The sequence below is a fragment of the Pseudoalteromonas qingdaonensis genome (assembly GCF_038739665.1).
GTDB classification, from domain to species: Bacteria; Pseudomonadota; Gammaproteobacteria; order Enterobacterales; family Alteromonadaceae; genus Pseudoalteromonas; species Pseudoalteromonas qingdaonensis.
Genome location: NZ_JBCGCU010000003.1, coordinates 72,123 through 92,976, shown reverse-complemented (window position 1 = coordinate 92,976; position 20,854 = coordinate 72,123). Strand labels below are relative to the sequence as shown.

Genomic DNA, 20,854 nt, shown 5'->3' with positions numbered 1-20,854 from the left:
AGAAATACCGGTCAACAGCAAATTAACAACAAAAGCATAAAAAAAAACGTTAAATAAACAAAAGATTAGAATCAGCTATAAAATTAACCTTTAAAAACAACAATATAAACATTCAATTATATAAATGTAATCGTTATAAATTATTTTGTTACAGCAGTGGAAATTGTTTGCCTGAGTGGCCGTAATTAATGTTAATTCCAAGGCCCTGAAGGTCATCAATAATGGGCCGTAATTGCTTTTCTAAATAGTGGTCTAAGTCCAGCGGTTGCGTGGTCGGCAGCAGCTTTGGCCCCGAGAGGGTTATAACATAATGCACCCAGTCACCCTTACTGAATCCTTTATCGGATCCCCGCGCGGCGCGCACATGAGGAGGGATAGCTTTTGTATAGTGATCAGGGTCTTTACCCAAACGTTTGCTATAGGTAAGGAGTTTCACATCATCGCAGTGGTGCAGCTTATCTAGATACTCTGCAACCACCTGTTGCAGGTCGCCGCCTGTAAATAATGCTTTAAATAAGTCTTGTTGAAAATCCCGGGCGAACTGCGTCCAGTCGCTACGTACCGACTCCATTCCTTTAAACACCAGACGATAATCTGCTTGTGCTAACAAACCCGCATAACGCTTTTTGCTGCCAATATCCTTATGACGAGCTTTTGGCATAAAAAATGGCCTATACAAGCTCTCATACTCTAACTCGAGATAACTGGTTAACTTTAGGTTATTTTTTAATCTAGCACGCCATTTTTGATTAATTTTTGCCACCAAGTCCGCTGCAACGTGATGACTTTGCGCTTCATCCAGTTCCCTAGGCAGGGCCACAAAGGTCGAATCCGTGTCACCGTAAATAACGGTAACACCCAATTCCTCAAGCCACATTTTGGTGGTTTGCATAATTTCATGGCCGCGCAAGGTGATAGAGCTTGATAACCTGGGATCATAAAAGCGACAGCCCTTTGAACCGAGCACGCCATAGAGACTATTCATAATAATCTTGATCGCCTGCTGCAAATGGTGATCGCCATCATTTTTTGCCCGTTGACGCGCCTCGGCCAAATTGGATACTAATAGCGGCAGGTGATGCTCGGTGCGAGAGAAATAAGCATGATTAAACCCCGGCACACTGTCTTGCGGCTGCTGCAAACCCAGGATAAGCGCCATGGGGTCGATACAAAAGGTGCGAATAATGCTCGGATACAGACTTTTAAAATCGAGCACGGCAACGTTAACGTAAAGCCCTGGTGTGGAGTCCATCACATAGCCCCCGGGGCTATCAAAGCTCAGGCCATGATCGCCCAAGTTCGGGGCGACATAGCCACTACGATGCAAATGGGGAAGATACAGGTTGGTAAATGCCGCCACCGAGCCTCCTAAGCGCTCAAGTGGTAAACCGGTAAGCTGAGCACGAGCTACGGCAAATTCGCACAGCTCCAGCTTATTGAATATCGCCAGTACCAACTCACTGTCTTTAAGGTTGTATTCGGCTAACTTAAGTTTATCCTGATGGAAAAGACGCTGTATGGCGCCGAGCTTATCCCCCTGCTCCAGCAATTTACACTCGCCGAGCACCTCGGCGGCGACATTATCCAGGCTGTAACTGTTAAAGTGGTAGGTGGCATTTTTTAACATATCAATGCCATCGAGGACCACCCGCCCCGGTACTATTAGCTTATTAACCTGACCACCGCGCCAGATCACAGCTTCGCTATCGCGTCCCAGGGTGAGCTCAATACCCAATTGCTGGGCACGAAAACACAAAAGCTGCATATCAAAGTCAGCCACATTCCAGCCGATAATTAAGTCCGGATCTAAATTTTTAATTTGCTCAATAAGCGCATATAGAAGCGCAGCTTCGTCCTCTACATATTCAAGCCAAGGTTGCTCTGAGCCTGCGCTGGGGCTTGTGCCTATCATAAACACCTGGCGGCTGTGCTCACTCACCAAGGCCACACTGTATAAAATGCCCTCGGGACTGCACTCCAAGTCTAGCGACAACATGGAGAGCTTGGGGCGAAAGCCATCATTAGCTTTAAAGCGGGCGTTACGAATTAGACTGTTATCACCGCCGGACGCTTCGCCTTGCACCCAAACGCCACCGCGAATAAAGCGCTCCATTAAGAATTGTTCTTGCGGACGGATATCATCCTCATAGAGTTCGATACCCTGCTCACGCAGTAACTCTCTGCTCTGGTAATAATCTTGCAGAGAAGAAAAATAAAGCGCACAGACTGGCTCACCCGCAAATGTTTTAAGCGTCAGAGTACGTTGCTGATACTGGCCTGAAAGAGATGAGAGGATACGCTCGGCGCTCGCACTATTTTTTTGCGCGATAAAAAACACCGCCTTTTGCGCCGTCGATATGACCTTAACCGGACCACGCTCGGTAGCCAGCCAGGCAACATAATAAATACCATGGCGGCGCTGCTGCGTTTGCATGGAAAGGATAAAACCGGCGGTGGCAGGGTTAGGCGTAGACAAGGCGGGTTCACTCAAACTTCAGATATGGCACCAGTGTAACCAAGCAGCGCCATAATTACAGCAGCTAAAGATGCCAAGTAGTAGACTCTGGTTGACTAATCCTTGAGTCTTTCTTCTAGTCCCCCTAGAATATCAGCACTGTAAATATATACATAAGTTAAATCATGCTCTGTGATCCGCTTAAAAAGACCATACGTACCGCTCATCAGCGGATCGCTACCAGCCTTGAGGATTATCGACCCAGGCCGAGCCAAAACTACCTGGTGGCGGAAATAGCCAAAACCCTGGCCGGTGAGTATGACAAAAAGCAACGCATCTGCGTTATCGAAGCGGGCACGGGCACGGGTAAATCTTTGGCTTATTGTTTGGGTGCTCTGCCCATCGCCCTAAAAGCAAATAAGAAGTTAGTTATTTCCACCGCAACGGTCGCATTGCAAGAGCAACTTATCTATAAAGAGCTGCCATTTTTTGCCGAGCACAGCGGCTTGAGCTTTAGCTATGATCTGGTTAAAGGACGAGGCCGTTATATCTGCGCCCACAAGCTGGAAAATGCCGTCAACGGCGATGAACAGCAAATGGCATTGATGCCCACACTCAGCTCGCCGCTCAGTGAGATGGAGCAAAAATGCCTGAAGCAATTGCATCAGGCCTATAGCAATAAGAAATGGCAGGGCGACAGAGACTCTTGGGCCGATGTAATACCGGATAGAGTCTGGGGGTTGATCAGCGGTGATAAGCATTCCTGCCAACGGCAAATGAAGGCACACCAAACCTGCCCCTTCCATCTGGCGCGCAATAAAATTGCGCAAATGGATGTACTGATTGCCAACCATAGTTTGTTACTGGCAGACCTAGACCTTGGCGGCGGGGTTATTTTGCCCGAGCCGGAAAACTGCATTTATGTGATAGACGAGGCGCATCACCTCGCCCATATTACCCGAGATTTTTCCTCCGCCGCGGCGACCATCAAGGGTACCCAGGATTGGCTGGAGAAATTACTTAAGTTCAGCGGCAAAATGGCACAAACCATTTTCAGTGCCAGTGCCGCAGGCAGCCAATTTAAGCTAAACGATGCCGTCGATGATATCGGCCGTGGCCATAAAGCCGTGTTGACCATGCTCGATAGCGCCGCCTATGAATACAATGAAGACCATACCTATCGCTTCGCCCATGGCCTTTTACCAGAGCAACTTACACAGCAGGCACAGGACATAGGCGAGGCTGCAAAAATCGCGCTACGCACCCTGAATAAAATGCACGAAGCGCTCAGCAGTGATGTTAACGATGGTGATGTGAAGGGCTTTATCGCCGAGCCCTTGCTGGCCGAAAGCGGCCAATACATCGCCCGTTTAGAAACCCTGTATAAACTTTGGTCAAGCTACAGCAAACACAGTGAAAGCGTGCCTCATGCCCGCTGGATAAAGCGCATGGAGTACAAAAATCACCATGATTACCTGCTCAGCGACTGCCCTATCGAAGTGGGTTTTTATCTTAAAGACAAATTATGGCGAGAATGTGCCGGCGCCGTGCTCTGCTCGGCCACACTCACGGCTCTTGGTTCGTTTGAACATTTTGCCCATGAAAGCGGCCTGCGTGGCGAGCCAGGTGTTAAGTTTATCAAGGTGCCTTCACCCTTTGATTACCCGCAGCAAGCCCTGTTACATATTCCAAAAACCGAATGTGAACCCACGGATAAAGCCTTTAGTGACTATCTAGTCAAAGCCTTGCCCCAGAGTTTAGAAAAGAAACAGGCTAACCTAGTGCTGTTCGCCTCCTACTGGCAAATGCAGCATGTGGCCGAGCGTCTGCGCAAACAAGGCTGGGACATATTAATGCAAGGAGAAATATCTCGGGACGCCCTAGTGCGCCGTCATAAGAAACGCATTGATGATGGCCAGGGCAGTATTTTATTTGGTACCCAAAGCCTATCGGAAGGTCTTGATTTACCTGGCGATTACCTTACTAACCTGGTGATCACCAAGATCCCCTTTGCGGTGCCTACCTCACCCATTGAAGAAGCTCAAGCCGAGTTTGTACAAAGCAAGGGAGGCAACCCGTTTTTATCCATTACCGTGCCCGATGCGGCTAAGAAATTAGTACAAAGCTGTGGTAGACTACTGCGCAAAGAACGCGATAGCGGTCGCATTACTATCTACGACAGGCGCTTAGTCAGCAAAAGATATGGTAAGGCGATGCTTGATACCTTGCCGCCATTTAAAAGACAAATTGACTGATCATGTTTGAATTAGCGATCGACCCTTCTACCTGGGCCATACTGTGCGCCGTGGCACTGGCCGCTGGTTTTATCGATGCCATTGCCGGCGGTGGTGGCATGCTCACTGTGCCGGCACTTTTAACCGCTGGCCTGCCGCCTCATTTAACCTTAGGCACCAACAAGTTGGCTGCCAGCTTCGGCTCCCTGACCGCCAGCGTCACCTATTACCGTAAGCGCTTATTCGACCCGGCTTTTTGGGCCGGCTCAATTGTCGCCACCGCCATTGGTGCGGCCATAGGCACCTTGATCGTTGACCGTCTCAGCATCGAATTTTTAAATAAACTGATCCCCGTGGTGATCATCCTGGTGGCCATTTATTCTTTATTTGGCAAACTCAGTCCCGAGCAAAGCGATAAACTGCCCATTCTCACTCCCATTCTGCGCGTGAAGCAATGGTTGCAAGGCTTGGCGCTGGGCTTTTTTGACGGCATCGCCGGCCCGGGCACAGGCACCTTCTGGACCGCCAGCAACAGTGTTTTATACAAGATGAACCTATTGCTGAACTGCGGCCTGGCGCGCTCGATGAATTTTGTCAGCAACTTTATATCCCTGATCACCTTTGTTGCCCTGGGTCATGTGAATTTTATCCTCGGCATTACCATGGGACTGTTTTTAATGTTCGGCGCCTGGCTGGGTGCCCACTCGGCCATTCGCTTTGGCTCTAAGGTGATCCGCCCGGTATTTAATACCGTGGTGATCCTGCTGGCACTAAAACTTGTTTATGAGGCCTATCTCTAATGGCGCGCGCCGATGCCCTGAGTAGATTAAAGCAGCAGGTGCAGCGTTTGCGCCATGATGCAGACCAATTCGATAAGGCCAAGTGGTTTGCCAAAAACCGCTATATGCAGAACCAGCACGCCCTGTTTGAGCGTTCGGTGTTTAATACCCGCAGCATGCAGTTACTCGACTATGTGGATGAAGTCGAACAACAGTTAGAGCGACTTGGGCGCAGCGAGCTACAAGCGGCGCGCCACCAGTACCGCTTTGCCCTGACCCAGCTCAGCGAGCAGATAGAAGCCATAGTCAAAGTATTAAAGGCCACCCCGGTTTGGGAAAAGGAAAATACCCCAAGTAGCAGGGCGAGAAAATACCAAAAGGCGGTGCAGCAGCTCATTCAGCCCACCAGTGAGCTCTATCAGGAGCTGGCCAAAAACCATGAGTTTGAGCGCCGCTTAGAGCTGATGATAAGCGAACGTCAGCAGCTGTTACACAAGGCACAGGGTGAGCAAGCAGGTCAGTTAAATAAAGAAATACTGGCATTACACGCCCGTTTGGGACGCTGTCGTAAAGCCATAGGGGCCTGTGAAGAGCGCATTCAATACGCGGAAAAACAGCAAGCGCGATGAATGTCTTTTATCATCCCCTGTATTCGGCACTGCCCTTACCGGCGCACCATCGCTTTCCTATCAATAAATACCACCTGCTACACGAGCGCTTGCTTGCAGATCCTGAGCTTGGTAAAGCTGTGCAATTACAGTGTGCCGAGCCTGCCACACTAGCGCAGCTAGCTCGGGCTCACACAGCAGAATATATAGATGACTTTATCGGCGGCACCTTGCCCGCCAGCGCCCAAAAACGCATAGGCTTCCCTCACAGCGAGGCCTTAGTAGCACGCACCTTACAGTCTGTGGGCAATTCTCTGGGCGCCGCCTATTGCGCGCTGGAGCACGGCATAGCGGTAAACCTGGCCGGTGGTTATCATCATGCCTTTGCCGACCATGGCAGTGGCTACTGTATCTTTAACGACTTCGCCATCGCCGCCCGCGAGCTGATACAGCAAGGGCGTGTAGATACCGTGTTACTGCTTGATTTGGATGTCCATCAGGGCGATGGCAGCGCCAGCATTCTCGGCGATGATGCGGATATCATCACCCTCTCTTTACATGGCGAGCAGAACTTTCCCCGCCTTAAGCAAAGCTCGGATTATGATTTCCCGCTGCCGATGGGCTGCGATGATGCCCTTTATCTTGAAACCCTGAAAACGGCGCTTAATCTGGTACTGCGCCTGCATCAACCAGATATAATCCTGTATAACGCCGGAGCCGATGTGGTGGCCGAGGATGAACTTGGCTCCCTGTCCCTATCCCTTGAAGCGGTTCGCCAGCGCGATACCCTAGTGATGACCATGGCGAAAGAAAAAAACATTCCATTATGCTGCGCCCTCGGCGGTGGTTATCAACGTAACTTGGAGCGGGTGGTGGATGTGCATTGGCAGTTGTTGCTAAGCGCCTACCATAACTACCAGAAATAACCCCCGCAAGGCAAAAGGTATTTGCTGGACAGCTGTTTCTGGTGCGCTATGATAATTGGGTATCAATTAGATTAGAGCATAGAATTCATGAAGTTACATGACGATGTTCATAATTACTATGAAAAACTCGTAGTTGAAGAAATGGCACAGCAGCAGTTGCAGCAAAACTATGATGAAGATACCTTGGCCGATCTTAGCTGCACCGCTTTAAATCAACTGCCATCACGTTATATCCGCTCCGATGTCGATATGTTGTTTTATTTGTCTGCAGAAGAAGCCGCCCACATGCGGTTGCAGGTACAGGCAGCCATTGAAGTGGCTCGCGGTTTAATAGCAAAACGAGGAAACCATGGAGAATTCAGGCAAGCCCCTAGATAAAGCCCCGGATGACGTCAAACTGGCAGTCGATCTGATCATGCTGCTGGAGCAACATAATATAGACCCGCACCTGGCCCTAAGCGCTTTAGAAATTGTCAAACGCGACTTGGAGTTGCGCGTCAAAGAGTCAAACTCATAACACTACGGCGCCAATAAATTCAGCGCCGCAAGAGACTAGTCTTAAATCTTTTCCCCAAGCTTAAATAAAGCGAACTCACCCGGCTCCATTTTATGCCAGCACTCGTCATTAGTGAGTGGCCGCGTCGCTATCACTGTGACTATATCGTTGGGGGTGGTTTCTTCTTGAAAATTCACCACCAATTCGGTGTCGATCAAGGTTGCCTTGCCAAAGGGTGCACGACGGGTGATCCAGTGCAAATTATTGGTGCAATACGCCAGCACATAGACGCCATCTGTCAACAACATATTAAACACCCCTTTCTCACGCAAATGATGCGCTAATTTAGCCGCGTAGCGAAATACGGGGGCCATATTCGAGGGGCGCTTTGGATACTTTTCGCGAATTTGATCAAGTAACCAACAAAACGCCAACTCACTATCTGTGTTACCTACCGGCTGGTAATAGCTCGGCTTAAGGTCATTGTAATTGGATAACTGGCCATTATGGGCATAAGTAATTTCCTTGCCCCACAACTCACGGGTAAAAGGATGGGTATTCTCCAAACAGGTTCGACCGCGATTGGCTTGACGAATATGGCTTATCACAGATTTACTTTTAATGGGATAAGCACGCACCAGCTTAGCAATTTCCGACTCGGCGCTAGGTAAAGGGTCTTTAAATGAGCGACACCCCTTACCCTCATAAAAGGTAATGCCCCAGCCATCCGTATGCGGGCCGGTGTTACCGCCGCGCTCTAATAAGCCGGTAAAACTAAAACAAATATCGGTGGGGACATTGGCCGACATGCCAAGCAATTCGCACACATAAGCTCCTAATGAACAAAAGTACTAAGGGTATATAAGAAAGTACTCGCCGCTAGCGAGTCAGGTACTAATAAAATTCATATCACAGCCCTATAATTAAATACAGGACTTGCAACCCCCATAGAGTAACGCTAATCTACTCGGTAGTGGTCAGACCTCTAACAAGGAATAAGATTATGACACTCCTATTTTTACTCGCGCTTATTGCGGTGCTGTCTTACGCCAGCTACCACAGAGCCAGTTACAACACCTGCCTGGGCTTGGCCGCTGCGACCATGCTTATCGGCACCTTTGCCGGCGCCTTTGGTTTTATCAGCTGGCTATTATTCTTGGTTATTGCGGTGCCTCTATCGGTTACCACAATTCGCCAAGAATATATCACTCAGCCGCTGTTTAAGGCCTTTAAAAAAGTCACCCCCACCATGTCAGAGACCGAAAAGTCGGCCATCGACGCAGGTACCACCTGGTGGGAAGCAGATCTTTTCTGTGGTAATCCAAACTGGAAAAAGCTCCACCAATATCCAGCCCCTAAACTCAGCGCCGAAGAGCAGGCCTTCCTAAACGGCCCTGTGGAAGAGGTATGCGGCATGTTCAACGATTGGGAAGCAACCCATGAATTGACAGATCTGCCGCCTGAGGTGTGGCAATACCTGAAAGACAACAAGTTCTTCGCCATGATCATCAAAAAAGAATATGGTGGCCTGGAATTTTCTGCTTATGCTCAATCATGTGTACTGCAAAAACTCACCAGTAAATCGACCCTGCTCTCTTCTATAGTAGGCGTGCCTAACTCATTAGGCCCGGGCGAATTACTGCAACACTATGGTACTAAAGAGCAAAAAGATCATTATCTACCGCGACTAGCCCGCGGTGAAGAGATCCCCTGCTTTGCACTAACCTCACCGGAAGCCGGCTCAGATGCCAGTGCCATTCCTGATTATGGTGTGGTGTGTAAGGGTGAATTTAATGGCGAAGAAGTAACGGGTATTCGCCTGACCTGGAATAAGCGCTATATCACCTTGGCACCGGTTGCTACCGTCCTTGGCCTGGCCTTTAAAATGCAAGACCCCGATGGCCTGCTTGGCGATACAAAAGAGCTGGGCATTACCTGTGCGCTGATCCCAACCGATATGGAAGGCGTGGAAATCGGCCGTCGTCACTTCCCGCTGAATGTGCCGTTCCAAAACGGTCCAACTCAGGGTAAAGACGTATTCGTGCCCCTAGATTACATTATCGGTGGCCCAAAAATGGCCGGTCAGGGCTGGCGTATGCTGGTTGAATGCTTATCCGTAGGCCGCGCTATTACCCTGCCTTCTAACTCAGCAGGCGGCATAAAGTCGTTGGCTCTGGCAACTGGCTCCTACAGCCGTATTCGCCGCCAGTTCCGTTTGCCCATAGGTAAAATGGAAGGGGTTGAAGAGGCCATGGCAAAATTGGGCGGTTACGCCTATGCCTGTGACGCGGCGGTAACTATGTCTACCGGCGCCGTGGACTTGGGTGAGAAACCCTCTGTGGTTTCCGCCATCCTTAAATATCACCTGACCGAGCAAATGCGCGAGTCGACCATGCACGCCATGGATGTACACGGCGGTAAGGGTATCTGCTTAGGTCCAAATAACTACCTGGGCCGCGGTTACCAGGGCGCGCCTATTGCCATCACGGTGGAAGGTGCCAATATCCTTACCCGTAATATGATCATCTATGGTCAGGGTGCGATCCGCTGTCATCCGTTCGTGTTGACCGAGCTTAACGCCACCACCATAGAAGACAGTAAAGAAGCCCTGGATGTGTTCGATAACGCGCTAATGGGCCATATCGGCTACACCATTTCTAACCTGGTACGTACCAAATGGCTGGCCTTCACCGGTGCCCGCTTTACTTCGGTGCCCTTTAAAGATGAAACTGCTGAGTTTTATCGCGATGCAGCGCGCTTCAGTGCTTCACTGGCGCTTATGTCTGATATCTGTATGGCGGTATTTGGCGGCTCATTAAAGCGTAAGGAGCGTATTTCTGCGCGCCTTGGCGATATGCTCAGCTACCTATACTTGGTATCGGCAACGCTAAAACGCTATGACGATGAAGGTCGCCGTAAGGAAGACTTACCTTTGGTACGTTGGGCTTGCCAAGAGTATCTGTATCGTTGTCAACGCGCCCTGGCGGATCTGATCAACAATATGCCATCGGCACCACTTCGCGGATTGCTTAAGGTGGTACTCTTCCCTTGGGGCCGCCCAGTGCGCAAGCCAACCGACAAGCAGGAGCAGCTTATTGCCCAGCTATTGCAAACGCCGAACGAAACTCGTACACGTTTGGCACAGCATATTTTCTTGAGCGAAGGGCCAAACAGCCTGTTAGGTAATCAGGAAAAAGCGCTACGTGATATTCTTGCCGTCGAGCCACTGTTCGACAAAGTATGTCGCGCTACAGGTAAGAAACTGGCCTTTATGCAGCTCGATAAAATTGCCGAGCAAGGCCTCAAAGCCGGTGTGCTAACAGAAGATGAAGCACAGCGTCTGCGTGATGTCGAAAAGCAGCGTCTTAAAGTGATCAATGTCGACGACTTCGACCCTGAAGACCTGCTTGCCGGTAAGGCGGCACGCAAACAAACAAGTAAAAAGGCATCGGTAGCGTAAAGCTTCCTGACTCCTCTTCTAAAAAGCCGGCCCAGCCGGCTTTTTTTATACCCGTTAAATTTTTCTGACTATAAATTCCACACTTTTCTTGCATTTACGCCTGCCAGGGCAAACACTATTAACGCTACAAAAAGCTATAACAACAACTCTAAGGACGAGAAGCATGTCAAAAGCCCTAGTCGCGACCAGTTTGGCTGCCGCGTTAACCCTAGCCTTAAGCGGTTGCCAATCAAACACTTCCAGAACTGCTCAAAGTCAAGCATCAGCTCCTGCTACCGCCCCCGTGGCAACAAGTGTTGCAACTATCCCTACTTATAGCGCGGAAACCTTTTTCGACACCATCAGCCTGAGCGGCAACAGCTTTAACCACAGCGGTAACAAGCTGCTGCTGAGCAGCGATGAAACGGGTATTTACAACCTGTATGAGGTCAAAGTCAGTGACGGCAGTCGTACCCAGATCACAGATGCACAGGACAGCACCTACAGCGTTGGCTACTTTCCCAAGGATGACCGTATCTTGTTTAGCCGCGATAACGGCGGTAACGAGCTACACCACCTTTTTGTGCGCGAACTCGATGGCACCATCAGAGATCTGACACCCGGCGAGCAAACCCGCGCCGGATTTGCCGGCTTCAGTAAGGACGACGCCAGCTTCTATGTCTTAAGCAATAAACGCGATCCTAAGTTTATGGACTTGTACAAGTACGATGCCAAAACCTATGACAACGAGCTGATTTATAAGAACGAGCTAGGCTTTAATGTGGCCGCCGTCAGCCCGGATGGCCGCTTTATCGCCTTAAATAAAACCAACAGCAACCGCGACAGCGATTTTTACCTGCTCGACACCCGTAAACGCAGTGCCAAACCAAGCTTACTCAGCGCCCATGACGACCCAGCCAATTACAATGCCTGGGGTTTTAGTGTCGATGGCCAGTCGCTGTACTATGCCACCGATGCCAGGGGTGAGTTTCGCCAGCTCTGGCGTTATGATTTAGCCACCAATGAGCACAGCCTGGCGCTAAAAGCAGACTGGGACATCAGTTTTCTGCGTTTTTCCGAAACCGGCCGCTATATGGTTAGCGGCGTCAATGCCGATGCCAGCACCGAGATCAGCATCTTCGATACCAGCACCAATAAGCAGTTAACCCTGCCCAGCTCGCTTCCCAAGGGCACCCTTAGTGGTGTTGAGTTCAGTCATGACGAGCGCTTTATGTCATTTTATCTCAGCTCGGATACCAGCCCACGTAATCTCTATCACTGGGAGATCGGCAGCGATACGGCGCAGCGTCTGACCAGCACCCTAAGTAAGCAAATAGACGAAAACAACTTGGTTAACAGTGAAATTGTGCGCTTTAAGAGCTTCGATGGCTTAACCATACCTGGAGTGCTCTACAAGCCTAAACAGGCATCGGCTACCAATAAGGTGCCCGCGCTTATTTGGGTGCATGGCGGCCCAGGTGGACAAAGCCGCACCGGCTACAGCGCCATGCAGCAGCACTTGGTTAATCATGGCTATGCCATATTTGCGGTCAACAACCGCGGCAGCTCGGGCTATGGCAAAACCTTCTTCCACCTTGATGATAAAAAGCATGGCGAAGACGACCTGCAAGACATCATCTATGGCAAAAAGCACCTGCAGACTCTTGATTGGGTCGATGGCGACAAAATAGGCATTATGGGCGGCAGCTACGGCGGCTATATGACGGCGGCGGCACTGACCTTCACCCCGGAAGAATTCGAGGTGGGTATTAATATCTTCGGCGTAACCAACTGGGTGCGCACCCTCACCTCCATCCCGCCTTGGTGGGAAAGCTTTAAAAAGTCGCTGTATGACGAAATGGGCGATCCGGCCACGGATGAAGCACGTCACCGTCGCATCTCGCCCTTGTTCCACGCCAAAAACATCACCAAGCCTCTGCTGGTAGTACAAGGCACTAACGACCCTCGGGTGTTGCAAGTGGAAAGTGATGAACTGGTAGCGGCGGTGAAAGCGAATAATGTCCCGGTTGAATATGTGCTGTTCGATGACGAGGGCCATGGTTTTAGCAAACGGGAAAACCGCATTGCCGCATCCAACGCCTATGTTCGCTTCTTGGATAAATACTTAAAAGGCGAATAAGAATGGCAGATAAAGCCAAAACATAAATAGCTGGTTTAAACACCGGCTATTTTTTTGCCTGGATTTTTATTAAATAAAGGCAATAAATAATTGGGACTTTTAAGAGAGTTTCAAGGGAGAAATTTGCTTAAGGGGAGAAGCAAATGGCGGAGTGGACGGGACTCGAACCCGCGACCCCCGGCGTGACAGGCCGGTATTCTAACCAACTGAACTACCACTCCGCAGTGGTATGCATTGTACATCATTAAATGGCGGAGTGGACGGGACTCGAACCCGCGACCCCCGGCGTGACAGGCCGGTATTCTAACCAACTGAACTACCACTCCGCAGTAATGATGCTGTACATGTTTTCAGGCTAAATGGCGGAGTGGACGGGACTCGAACCCGCGACCCCCGGCGTGACAGGCCGGTATTCTAACCAACTGAACTACCACTCCGCAGAAGCGCTGAATTGCATGTACTAAAGAGATATAAAATGGCGGAGTGGACGGGACTCGAACCCGCGACCCCCGGCGTGACAGGCCGGTATTCTAACCAACTGAACTACCACTCCGCAGTATCTATATTCTTTAATTATTCCTTGTGGCGGAGTGGACGGGACTCGAACCCGCGACCCCCGGCGTGACAGGCCGGTATTCTAACCAACTGAACTACCACTCCGCGAAGGAATATTGTGTTTGCTTAACTGGCGGAGTGGACGGGACTCGAACCCGCGACCCCCGGCGTGACAGGCCGGTATTCTAACCAACTGAACTACCACTCCACAGAGTAAGCAAACTGGGATAATTGGCGGAGTGGACGGGACTCGAACCCGCGACCCCCGGCGTGACAGGCCGGTATTCTAACCAACTGAACTACCACTCCGCGTTATCCAAACTGTTCAGGACTCTGCCCGGACAGCGGCGTGAATGATACGAATCACCCCTTGGTGAGTCAACAGTTTTTTTGAAATTTTAAGGCTTTTTTAGTCATCCGACAGCGAAAGGTTTAAAATTTCACCTGATTTATCACTTTTTGAGCCATTTTTACCTAAGTTTACTTGTGAAGCATTTAACTGGCCTTGTTGTTTTTTACGCCAAAACAGCAAATTAGCACCTGGCACTAAGGGCTTTTTCAACAGGAAAACACGGATCAGCACGGCGCCAATAAACAAAATAACCAGATTAGCCAACACCACCAGCTGAATATTTTCTAACAGACTTTGCGAGCCCTTACTTTGCTCTTGGGTCATTAGGCTGTCTTGCTCATCAAGAGCTAAATTTGCCCTTTGCATATCTGCTTCTGAGTTTGGCGTTGTCGCTTGGCTCTCGACAAGCCGCTCTATGGGCTGGGTGATCACAAACTCATGCTTAGGCAAGTAAGCCATAAACTCGCGGCCATTGATGTTGGTGGCAAACATTTCCACCTCCACTTCATAGCGGCCGCGGTCATAATTACTGATTTTTAAGCGACGCTCGGCCAAAGCACTCGCAGGTAAGGAAAAGACTTGCTCATCATTATTGGGGTAGAAAATGCGCCCTTGCAGTAACACCGACTGTGGCTGCACCAATTCAGGGTCAAGGCGAAATACCAGCTCATGATCGGCATCGTTTTCTCCTTTAATCAATTCATAGGTTAATGGCGGCTCCTTGACCACCACGGGCTCTTGCACCACCTTGCGCTGAATAAGCGGCGTGGTTAAGGCGATTTCCGGGCGCCACTGCCCAGGTGCAAAATCAAGACGGAATTCTCCGGTAAAAATAGCATCACCGGGGCGCTCATCAAAGCCGCGACCATCGTCTTTAAAATAGGCCACATGCTCAGTGCCAGCACCAAAGTTGGTGAATTCGTTGTTGTTGGTGCTGACAAAGTCCACCTGCAGGTTAATCACCTGTTGGAAATGCCCCACTTCCACATGCTCACCATCGTTGAGCACGCGCCCAGTCAGTTTTATTATTTCACCACGAAACAATAACGGCGGCAAGGCATCCACTTCTAAGGAGATATCGCCGAGCACCATGATCCGGCTTTGTGGAAGGATTTGGCCTACCACCTGCCAAGGGCCAGGCATAGGATTGCGCAGCTCAATCAAATCATAACCGCGTTCATCATGCCATTGCAGCTGATCGTCATTCAGTGCGTGCGGGGCATACAATTTACTGCCATCGGGGCGTATCAAGACTACAGCGGGAGAGCCGGGGCGACGGAAAAAAAGCAGGGTTATTTTGTCAATTTCATGATCGATGCGAAAGCGGTTATTCAGCAAAGGCAACTCATTGCCTTCGGCTAGCAAAGTCAGTTTTTCTTGCTCGCTGGCATGCGTACTCACGCCTAACATTGTGACAGCAGTCAATAGACAAAAAAGACGCGTTATCATGCTGGTCATATTATCTCCCTGTTGTAAAAGCCAGGTTTTTACTCACCACGCCATAAACAGCTGCCACCCTCTTTGGCGACCAAGTCCAAACGCTCTTCATGCTCGGCCAACTCAGCTTCGCTGGCGCTTATCACTCTCAGCGGGGCTCGTTCGCTCGATAGGCGGATAATACCGCCGCTGTTTGCGCTGTCTTGTTGTTCGTTATTTTGCGCTAGATTCAGCTTTTTTTGCCCCCCGGTCATGGCCAGGTAAACATCGGCCAAGATCTCGGCATCCAGCAAAGCGCCGTGCAGAGTTCGCTTTGAGTTATCTATATCATAGCGACGACATAAGGCATCCAAGCTGTTCTTTTGACCCGGATGCATATTTCGGGCCATAACTAGAGTGTCGAGGACCTCACAGACATCCGCGGTTTTTGGCAGGCCGCGATTAAGCAGGGCAAATTCATGATCCATAAAGCCAACGTCGAACGGCGCGTTATGAATGACAAGTTCAGCACCGCGAATATAGTCAAGAAACTCATCCGCCACTTGATGGTACAAGGGCTTATCCTTTAGAAACTCGGTGGTGATACCGTGTACATCAATGGCTTCGTCTTCGATACCCCGTTGCGGGTTGATATAAACGTGAAAGTTATTGCCGGTCAGGCGGCGATTAACCAATTCCACACAGCCTATTTCTATAATGCGATGACCGTCTTTGGGGTTGATCCCCGTGGTTTCAGTATCCAGGACTATTTGTCTTTGCGCCATATCAGTTTACGCTCATATTTGCTATCTTTGCTGCTTCGGACATTGTACATAATAACAAGGTAAAGCGTGCAAAAAAGCGTAGAAATTTATACCGACGGCTCCTGTTTAGGTAATCCCGGACCGGGCGGCTACGGCGTGTTATTACGCTACGGAGAACATCAAAAGACGCTCAGCCAGGGCTATAAGAACACCACCAATAATCGTATGGAGCTACTTGCGGCCATTGTCGCTCTGGAATCCCTTAAACGCCCTTGTCATGTCGATATCACCACCGACAGCCAATACGTAAAACAAGGCATTGAAAGCTGGATAGACAATTGGAAGAAGCGCAACTGGCGTACCGCCAATAAACAGCCGGTAAAGAATATCGACCTGTGGCAACGCCTTGATGCAGCTCGTGCTGCACATCAGATAAGCTGGCACTGGGTAAAGGGCCACAGCGGCCATGATGAAAATGAAATCGTTGATGATTTAGCACGTGACGCGGCGATGAGCGATAATTTATTGGTGGATGAGGGCTACCAAGGTTAGTCCCAAAGATGCCGCCGCCGTTGACCGAGGCTAACTTTACTCAAGGGTGTGAATGCTATATAACGAATGGATATAACTTATAACTAATTTTGGAATAGCTATGTCACTCAAGGTCATTCCCTTTTTCCATGATGACAGTAACACCCTGAGTTACATTCTTTATTGCGCCCATACTAAGGTCGCGGCGGTGATAGACGCCGTTGCCGACTATAACAGCGAGTCGCATACCCTTAGCTATGGCAACGCCGACAAGCTACTGGCCTATATCAATAAGCATCAGATACAGCTTAAGTGGATCATTGAAACCCATGTTCATGCTGATCACCTCAGCGCCTGTGCCTATCTGCGCCAGCACAGTCACGGGAAAATCGTGGTCAGCGAGCATATCACTGAGGTGCAACAAACCCTCAAACCCATCTATCAACTGGACTGCGCCACCGATGGCTCACAATTCGATGTGCATGTGAAAGACGGCGATATTTTAGATCTAGGTGAGTTGCATATTGAGGTTATAGCCACCCCGGGGCACACGCCCGATGGCATTAGCATTTACTGCGATAATCAGGTGTTTATTGGCGACACCCTGTTTATGCCGGACTCCGGCAGCGCCCGTTGCGATTTTCCTAATGGCAGTGCTGCACAGCTGTATGACTCCATCACTCGCCTGCTGGCCCTACCCGGGCACACCAAGGTCTGGGTTTGTCATGATTACCAGCCCAATGAGCGCGCCCTGGATTGTCACAGCACTATCTCGGAGCAACGCCAGGCAAATGTGCATTTGCAACAGCACAAAGAGGATTTTATCGCCCAGCGCCAATTGCGAGATGCCAGCCTGAATAAGCCAAGACTGATGGATATCGCCGTGCCCTTTAATTTACAAGGGGCGCTGGTCCTTTAAGGTTTTGTTAGTTCGCCGCTGGCGGCTCACTTCCACTCCCTTGATGGCAGGTTTAAAGGTTGGACGAGCCTGCCACTTGGGCTTGATTGGCGTCAAAGGTGTCACTCTTTTGCGCGCCACCAGCATATAAACACTGCCCATGGGTTTTAGATAATGACGGCAAAAGCTGCGCCAGCGAGCAAAGCGGGATAAACGTGAGCCACGCGCCAAAGAGGCGTGTAAAAAACGCTCCTCGGCAACCAATTCAAACCCTAGTAAATCCAGCCAGTCTTTAACCCTTGAGGGAGTAAAGAAACGACCGCTCCAGGGGAGTTTTTTTCGGCTAAAAGGCATCAAACTGGCCAGGCCGCAGAAACTAAGCGGATTAAAACCGGTAATAACTATATAGCCACCCGCTATCAGGGTGCGATGGGCTTCCCTGAGTATATGATGGGGATCTGTGTTGTATTCCAGGCACAGACTTAATACACAGGCATCAACACTGCCCTCGGCAAAGGGCAGCTCATCCACCTCGGCGATCACCCCAGCCTTTGGGGCACGCGCCGACACTCCAACCTGGTGCTTAATTGGGCTTGCAGAAGTATCCAGTTGCACACTGAGATCGCCTATTTTCAACAGGTGATAGCCAAACATGCGCTCCAGCCAAGGCTGCATCTTGCGTTCAATATCGCTTTGCAGATACTCGCCATGGGGAAACTGCCCCCAGGCATGGGGCGGCGGATGTCTTTGCAAACTCAGGGCTGGTTTCACACAATTAGCTCGTTATACTAATGAATATGTTAACGATATAGAGCAATGACCCATGGTGCAAGTAGAGGCAATAAAAGCCTACAATGATAATTATATTTGGGCGCTACAAGGTAGCGATAATAAAGAGGTCGTGGTCGTCGACCCAGGCCTTGCAGAGCCGGTTTTTGCTTACCTTAAAGAGCAAGGTAAAACTCTGGCCGCCATCCTTATTACCCATCATCACTGGGATCACACCACAGGTGTGGAAGCACTCAAACAGGCCTATCCACACATCACAGTGTACGGGCCAAAAAACAGTCCCTTTACCCAGGTCGATGTGGCGCTTGGCGAAGACGATACGTTCAGCGTACTTGGATGCGACTTTAAGGTTCGTACCACCCCGGGGCATACGCTTGATCATATTTGTTATATCGGAGTCGGCCTGGTTTTTTGTGGTGACACCCTGTTTAGCGGTGGCTGTGGGCGCCTGTTTGAAGGCAGCGCCGAGCAGATGTGGCAATCTATGCAGGTTTTTCGCGCCTTGGATGACAACACACAAGTTTATTGCACCCATGAATATACGCAGGCCAATATGCAGTTTGCTGCCGCCAGTCAGCCCAATAATGCCGATGTCTTAGCCTATCAGCGTCAAGTAGAGGCCAAGCGTGCGCAGGATATCAACACCTTGCCAAGCACCATAGGCCTGGAAAAACGCATCAATCCCTTTTTGCGTGCCGATGAAATAGCCCTGAGCGCCCTGCCCCCGCAATATCGCCCGCAACAGGACGATGCGGCGGGCAAGTTTGCGGCTCTGCGCGCCTGGAAGGATAACTTCTAAGGCCATTGCGAGCTCAGCAAACTGTGCAAAATTTGTCTACCCTCATCATTTTTTGCTAGTATGCGCGCAGTTTTTTCCAAAATTAACGGTTCATGAATAAGATCACCTATTCGCTGGCATTGTTGTTGGCACTATTAACAGGCTGTACGGCAACCGAAACCACCCCGGTGGCGCAATTACCGGATAATGGCGCCAGCCCACAAGAAATCAGCGAAGCACTCACCTTGGATCTGCTCGATGATGGACAAGAGCTTGAGGCCGACAGCGAAGAGCCGGTACCCGTTTTTGATGATGTCTGGGAGCGCATTCGCTTCCAGCTCTCTATCGACATACCACAAAATCGCCCTGTGGTGACCGAGCGTAATTATTATGCCCGCCATCAGGCCTATCTGGATCGCATTTCAAAACGCGCCGAGCCTTATCTTTACTACATAGTGGAAGAAGTGGAAAAGCGACAGATGCCCATCGAAATTGCTCTGCTGCCTATCGTCGAAAGTGCCTTTGACCCCTATGGCTACTCCCATCGCAGCGCCAGTGGTATCTGGCAATTTATGCCGCAAACCGGCAAGCGTTTTGGTTTAAAGCAAAACTGGTGGTACGACGGTCGTCGCGATATTCCCGAGTCAACTCGCGCGGCTCTAGATTACCTGTCATATTTGCACAAAACCCTTGAGGGCGATTGGCTTAACGCCATCGCCGCCTATAACTCGGGTGAAGGCCGAGTGATGCGCGCCATTAAAAAGAACCGTCGCAAACACTTACCTACCGACTTCTGGTCCTTAGAGCTACCTAAAGAAACCACCGCCTATGTGCCTAAGTTACTGGCCCTTGCAGACTTGCTAAAACGTCAGGATGAATTTGGTGTACGTTGGAATAAAATCGTCAACGCCCAGGTCGTTGACCGCGTTGATGCCGGTGCACAAATCGATCTGGAGCTGGCCGCTGAAATGGCGGGCATTTCCTTGTCCGAATTATACCGCCTAAACCCAGCGTTCAATCGTTGGGCCAGTGACCCCGAAGGGCCGCACCATTTATTGCTACCCCTTGATAGCATAGAGCGCTTCGAGCAGCGTTTGGCCACGGCGCAACTAAAAGACCGCCTTCGCTGGCAACAGTATGAAGTGCGATCTGGCGACAGCCTGTCCTTGATTGCCCGCAAGCACAACACCAATGTTAAAGCGATTCAAAGCCTTAACTCTTTATCCTCTACCAATATCCGAGTCGGGCAAACCCTGATGATCCCTTTATCGGATAAGGGCGCAGCGCACCTGCCCGAGCGTGTACGTTTGGCAGTAAATAAGGGCGCAAGTGTCACCCGTAGCCATACGGTGAAATCCGGCGATACCCTGTGGGATCTCAGTCGCGAATATGATGTGACAGTAGCCCAGCTTAAAGCCTGGAATAGCCTTAAAGACAATGCGGTGCTGCGCCTGGGGCAAAAGTTAAAAATTCGCCAGGCGGCCAACTCCAGCGCCGTTAAAAATGTTAACCGCACCATCACCTACAAGGTGCGTCGCGGTGACTCCCTCTCGCGTATCGCCTCGCAGTTTGGTCTGCGCGTCAGCGACATTCAAAAGTGGAATAAACTGGACAGCAAAAAATACCTGCAGCCAGGGCAAAAGCTCAAACTGATTGTCGATGTAAAACGCGGGTAATGTATGACGAAAAAAGCG

General features: G+C 50.1%; 17 protein-coding genes and 7 tRNA genes. 12 read left to right on the top strand and 12 right to left on the bottom strand.

Translation table 11 applies throughout. The annotated features are described in order from the left end of the window. Positions 1-148 precede the first annotated feature (148 nt). Positions 149-2,476, bottom strand: a complete 2,328-nt coding sequence (locus WCN91_RS04080) for a DNA polymerase II (RefSeq protein ID WP_342676555.1) — start codon at positions 2,474-2,476, stop codon at positions 149-151. A gap of 164 nt (positions 2,477-2,640) precedes the next feature. On the opposite strand from WCN91_RS04080, the gene dinG reads away from it, so the two are divergent. The 6 genes from dinG (at position 2,641) to rsmS (ending at position 7,519) form a co-directional block, all read left to right on the top strand. After that, positions 2,641-4,710, top strand: a complete 2,070-nt coding sequence (gene dinG, locus WCN91_RS04075; protein WP_342676553.1) for an ATP-dependent DNA helicase DinG — start codon at positions 2,641-2,643, stop codon at positions 4,708-4,710. Between the two features lie 2 nt (positions 4,711-4,712). After that, positions 4,713-5,489 carry a TSUP family transporter gene (locus WCN91_RS04070; protein WP_342676551.1) on the top strand — a complete coding sequence of 259 codons (777 nt, stop codon included), beginning with the start codon at positions 4,713-4,715 and terminating at the stop codon, positions 5,487-5,489. After that, positions 5,489-6,097 carry a primosomal replication protein gene (locus WCN91_RS04065; RefSeq protein ID WP_342676550.1) on the top strand — a complete coding sequence of 203 codons (609 nt, stop codon included), beginning with the start codon at positions 5,489-5,491 and terminating at the stop codon, positions 6,095-6,097. Before WCN91_RS04070 ends, WCN91_RS04065 begins: the two co-directional genes overlap by 1 nt. Further along, positions 6,094-7,002 carry a histone deacetylase family protein gene (locus tag WCN91_RS04060; RefSeq protein WP_342676548.1) on the top strand — a complete coding sequence of 303 codons (909 nt, stop codon included), beginning with the start codon at positions 6,094-6,096 and terminating at the stop codon, positions 7,000-7,002. The genes WCN91_RS04065 and WCN91_RS04060 overlap by 4 nt, the downstream gene beginning before the upstream one ends. Before the next feature lie 87 nt (positions 7,003-7,089). After that, a complete protein-coding gene (locus WCN91_RS04055) occupies positions 7,090-7,380 on the top strand; it encodes a late competence development ComFB family protein (protein WP_342676546.1) in 291 nt (96 codons plus the stop codon). Next, entirely contained in the window at positions 7,352-7,519 is a 168-nt protein-coding gene (gene rsmS / locus WCN91_RS04050; RefSeq protein ID WP_342676544.1) for a pleiotropic regulatory protein RsmS, read from the top strand. Before WCN91_RS04055 ends, rsmS begins: the two co-directional genes overlap by 29 nt. A 41-nt stretch (positions 7,520-7,560) precedes the next feature. Here rsmS and WCN91_RS04045 read toward each other — a convergent pair whose 3' ends face one another. Next, the gene (locus WCN91_RS04045) at positions 7,561-8,325 is read right to left on the bottom strand and encodes a class II glutamine amidotransferase (protein ID WP_342676542.1); all 765 of its coding nucleotides are present in this window, start codon (positions 8,323-8,325) and stop codon (positions 7,561-7,563) included. A 176-nt stretch (positions 8,326-8,501) separates the two neighbouring features. Here WCN91_RS04045 and fadE point away from each other — a divergent pair, with 176 nt between their 5' ends. Together fadE and WCN91_RS04035 are read left to right on the top strand one after the other, a co-directional pair. Beyond that, positions 8,502-10,958, top strand: coding sequence for an acyl-CoA dehydrogenase FadE (gene fadE, locus WCN91_RS04040; RefSeq protein WP_342676540.1), 2,457 nt, complete (start codon positions 8,502-8,504; stop codon positions 10,956-10,958). 163 nt (positions 10,959-11,121) lie between these two features. Further along, a complete protein-coding gene (locus tag WCN91_RS04035) occupies positions 11,122-13,077 on the top strand; it encodes a S9 family peptidase (RefSeq protein WP_342676538.1) in 1,956 nt (651 codons plus the stop codon). Positions 13,078-13,221: 144 nt separating this feature from the next. On the opposite strand, the gene WCN91_RS04030 is transcribed toward WCN91_RS04035, so the two are convergent. The 9 genes from WCN91_RS04030 to dnaQ form a co-directional block, all read right to left on the bottom strand. Further along, positions 13,222-13,298: transfer RNA gene (locus tag WCN91_RS04030), tRNA-Asp, on the bottom strand. Positions 13,299-13,326: 28 nt separating this feature from the next. Continuing rightward, positions 13,327-13,403 (bottom strand) — tRNA-Asp (locus WCN91_RS04025). A 34-nt stretch (positions 13,404-13,437) separates the two neighbouring features. Beyond that, a tRNA-Asp gene (locus WCN91_RS04020) sits at positions 13,438-13,514 on the bottom strand. 39 nt (positions 13,515-13,553) lie between these two features. Then, positions 13,554-13,630, bottom strand: a tRNA-Asp gene (locus WCN91_RS04015). A gap of 30 nt (positions 13,631-13,660) precedes the next feature. Continuing rightward, a tRNA-Asp gene (locus tag WCN91_RS04010) sits at positions 13,661-13,737 on the bottom strand. Positions 13,738-13,763: 26 nt separating this feature from the next. Beyond that, a tRNA-Asp gene (locus tag WCN91_RS04005) sits at positions 13,764-13,840 on the bottom strand. 24 nt (positions 13,841-13,864) lie between these two features. Beyond that, positions 13,865-13,941 (bottom strand) — tRNA-Asp (locus tag WCN91_RS04000). A gap of 100 nt (positions 13,942-14,041) precedes the next feature. Continuing rightward, the gene (locus WCN91_RS03995; protein WP_342676536.1) at positions 14,042-15,394 is read right to left on the bottom strand and encodes a TIGR03503 family protein; all 1,353 of its coding nucleotides are present in this window, start codon (positions 15,392-15,394) and stop codon (positions 14,042-14,044) included. Positions 15,395-15,471: 77 nt separating this feature from the next. Further along, entirely contained in the window at positions 15,472-16,185 is a 714-nt protein-coding gene (gene dnaQ, locus WCN91_RS03990) for a DNA polymerase III subunit epsilon (protein WP_342676534.1), read from the bottom strand. A 66-nt stretch (positions 16,186-16,251) separates the two neighbouring features. Between dnaQ and rnhA the strand changes: the two genes are divergently transcribed. Together rnhA and WCN91_RS03980 are read left to right on the top strand one after the other, a co-directional pair. After that, positions 16,252-16,716, top strand: coding sequence for a ribonuclease HI (rnhA, locus tag WCN91_RS03985; RefSeq protein ID WP_342676532.1), 465 nt, complete (start codon positions 16,252-16,254; stop codon positions 16,714-16,716). A 100-nt stretch (positions 16,717-16,816) separates the two neighbouring features. After that, positions 16,817-17,614, top strand: a complete 798-nt coding sequence (locus WCN91_RS03980; protein WP_342676530.1) for an MBL fold metallo-hydrolase — start codon at positions 16,817-16,819, stop codon at positions 17,612-17,614. On the opposite strand, the gene WCN91_RS03975 is transcribed toward WCN91_RS03980, so the two are convergent. After that, the gene (locus WCN91_RS03975; protein WP_342676528.1) at positions 17,591-18,364 is read right to left on the bottom strand and encodes a class I SAM-dependent methyltransferase; all 774 of its coding nucleotides are present in this window, start codon (positions 18,362-18,364) and stop codon (positions 17,591-17,593) included. The two genes, WCN91_RS03980 and WCN91_RS03975, sit on opposite strands and share 24 nt — an antisense overlap. Positions 18,365-18,416: 52 nt before the next feature. On the opposite strand from WCN91_RS03975, the gene gloB reads away from it, so the two are divergent. Continuing rightward, positions 18,417-19,181 (top strand): hydroxyacylglutathione hydrolase, encoded by a 765-nt coding sequence (gene gloB, locus WCN91_RS03970; protein WP_342676526.1) that lies wholly within the window; start codon positions 18,417-18,419, stop codon positions 19,179-19,181. 92 nt (positions 19,182-19,273) lie between these two features. Continuing rightward, the gene (locus tag WCN91_RS03965; protein ID WP_342676524.1) at positions 19,274-20,836 is read left to right on the top strand and encodes a lytic transglycosylase; all 1,563 of its coding nucleotides are present in this window, start codon (positions 19,274-19,276) and stop codon (positions 20,834-20,836) included. The last annotated feature ends 18 nt before the right edge of the window (positions 20,837-20,854 follow it).